At 62.3% G+C, this 2,238-nt stretch carries 2 protein-coding genes; both read right to left on the bottom strand.

Translation table 11 applies throughout. From position 1 onward, the window contains the following. Window positions 1-215: 215 nt before the first annotated feature. Window positions 216-1,367, bottom strand: a complete 1,152-nt coding sequence (locus tag EOA85_RS33240; protein WP_127212533.1) for a Xaa-Pro peptidase family protein — start codon at window positions 1,365-1,367, stop codon at window positions 216-218. Then, window positions 1,367-2,161, bottom strand: coding sequence for a peptidoglycan editing factor PgeF (gene pgeF, locus EOA85_RS33235; protein ID WP_127212534.1), 795 nt, complete (start codon window positions 2,159-2,161; stop codon window positions 1,367-1,369). The genes EOA85_RS33240 and pgeF overlap by 1 nt, the downstream gene beginning before the upstream one ends. Window positions 2,162-2,238 lie beyond the last annotated feature (77 nt).

Raw genomic sequence — 2,238 nt, 5'->3', positions numbered from 1 at the left:
GGTGTGGTGGGCGTTGCAGCCGTGCCGGTTCCGGTCGTTGGTACGGCCTGTGTCGACTGCGAGGCGATGGCGGAGGGTTCGAGAACGTCCTTCGCGTTGGTGCAGGCGGCCAGCATCAGCGCCGCGAGCAATGACACGGTCGTCACATGCGATCGCCTCATTTGCCTCAAAACTCCCTGGCGATGAACGCCCCTTGCATTCTTACCATTATGGATTCATTGCACAATCAAGTCGAGATCATGGCGGGACAGCGGTTTCGGCTGCGATTCGGTCGTCAGATACGTGCGGCCGAGCGTCATTGCCGTCTCGGTTTCGGAGTCCATGATGATCATGTGGGCGAACAGCGTCATGTTTGGCGCGATGGGTTCGGGATTGCCCTGATAGAACATCGGCATGTCCATCCATGATGGGGTGAATCGGGCACCGAGCGAATAGCCGCAGGCGTTGAGCCGGTGTTTGGTCAAGTTGTGCGCCTCGAGCGTGCGGGCATGCGCCTCGAACACGTCGCCGAAAGTATTTCCGGGCGTCATCGCCTTTTCGACGGCCAGAAGTGCGGCGCGTGCGGCATCGAACAGTTCCTGGTGACGTTTCGACACCTTGCCGGTCAGCACCGTGCGCATCATCGCAGCATGGTAGTGGTGGAAGACGCCGGCCCATTCGAGCGTCACCTGGTCGTTCTTGCTCAGCTTGCGACGGCCGGCCTTGTAACGGCAAAGCAGCGCGTCCAAGCCAGAGCCGATGATGAACTCGTTCGCCGGATAATCGCCGCCGCCGGCAAAGATCGCGCCCTGCATGGCAGCAAGGATCAGGGCTTCGTCGCCACCCTGCTTGATCAGCGGCAGGGCCGCATCCAGCGCGTCGTCGGCGAGATTTGCGGCCTTTTCCACCTTGGCGATTTCGGCCGGGCTCTTGAACAGGCGCAGCCGGCTGACGATGCCGGACGCGTCGGCGATCTGGCCAAAGGTCTGCAATTGCTCGTCCAGGCGCCGGCCATTGTAGGCGGTCAGGCCGTGGGTGTCGTATTCGACTCCGATGCGGGCGCCGAGCAGGTCGAGATCGTTGAGCAAATTGCGCAGGTCGATCGCCGGATTGGCGCCGTCGCGATCGGTCCACAGCACGATGTTGTCGATAATCGAGGTGTGGCGCGCCTGGCGCAGATCGGCCGAGCGCGTGAGCAGGATCATCGAACCGTCTGCCTTCACCACCAGGCACTGAAAGAAGCAGAAGCCGAACGTATCGTAGCCGGTCAGCCAGTACATGCTCTCCTGTGCAAACAGCAGGACGGCATCGAGCTTCTTCTCGGCGATCTCGATCATCAGCCGATCGCGCCGCGCGTCAAATTCCGACCGTTCGAAATGCAGCGCCATTATTCAGTCTCCAAAACGATTGCCGAAATCTGCCGCCCGTAATCCGGCTCCTTGCGATGGGTGCTGCGCCGGTAGGAATAGAACAGATCCTCCTCGGCGTAGGTGCAGCGTCCAAGCCCATCGGCGGTGACGCCGGCTCGAGTCAGCCGATCGACCGTATAGAGGTTGAGGTCGAACATTGCATGTCCCGACTTTGCGGACGGCGCGAAATAGCTGATATTGTTGGCATCGGCCTCGACGAAGCGGGCGATGAATTCCGGCCCGACTTCATAGTTTTCGGGGCCGATGGACGGACCGAGAACCGCAACGATGCGCTCGCGCCGGGCGCCGAGGCCCTCCATCGCGGCAATGGTGTTTTCCAGCACGCCCGACAAGGCGCCCTTCCAGCCGGCATGGGCTGCGCCGATGACATGCGCCTCGGCATCGGCGAACAGCACCGGTCCGCAATCGGCGGTCGAGGCGCCGACGGCAATTCCTGGCCGGTCGGTGACGACGGCGTCGGCCCTCGGCCGCTCGCCGGGAAAAGGCTCCCTCGCGATGATGACGTCGGGCGAATGGATTTGGTGGGCGGTCAAGAGATGGCTCGGGGGCACACCCATCCAGTCGGCGACGCGGCGGCGGTTCTCGGCTACCTGCGTCTGGTCGTCGCTCGAGCCGGTGCCGATGTTGAGGCCCTGATAGATGCCGCTGGAGACGCCGCCAACACGGGTGAAATATCCGTGGCGAATGCCTTGCGCCCGCACTTTTTCCAGCAGGGGCGACCGAACGGGATCCGGTTTGGTCTGATTCAGCATGGCGGCGTTGTTGTCCGTGCGGGCGATTTCGTCAAGCGACAGTCCAAAAATCGGCGACATTCCAAGATGGGCTACAG

It is taken from the genome of Mesorhizobium sp. M5C.F.Ca.IN.020.29.1.1 (assembly GCF_003997375.1).
Taxonomy (GTDB): domain Bacteria; phylum Pseudomonadota; class Alphaproteobacteria; order Rhizobiales; family Rhizobiaceae; genus Mesorhizobium; species Mesorhizobium wenxiniae.
This window is presented reverse-complemented; position numbering and strand designations above follow the sequence as displayed.

Bases quoted from the DNA above. Each gene is read 5' to 3' on its own strand.
- EOA85_RS33240 (WP_127212533.1), bottom strand. From the start codon at position 1,367: ATGGCGCTGCATTTCGAACGGTCGGAATTTGACGCGCGGCGCGATCGG.
- pgeF (WP_127212534.1), bottom strand. From the start codon at position 2,161: ATGCTGAATCAGACCAAACCGGATCCCGTTCGGTCGCCCCTGCTGGAA.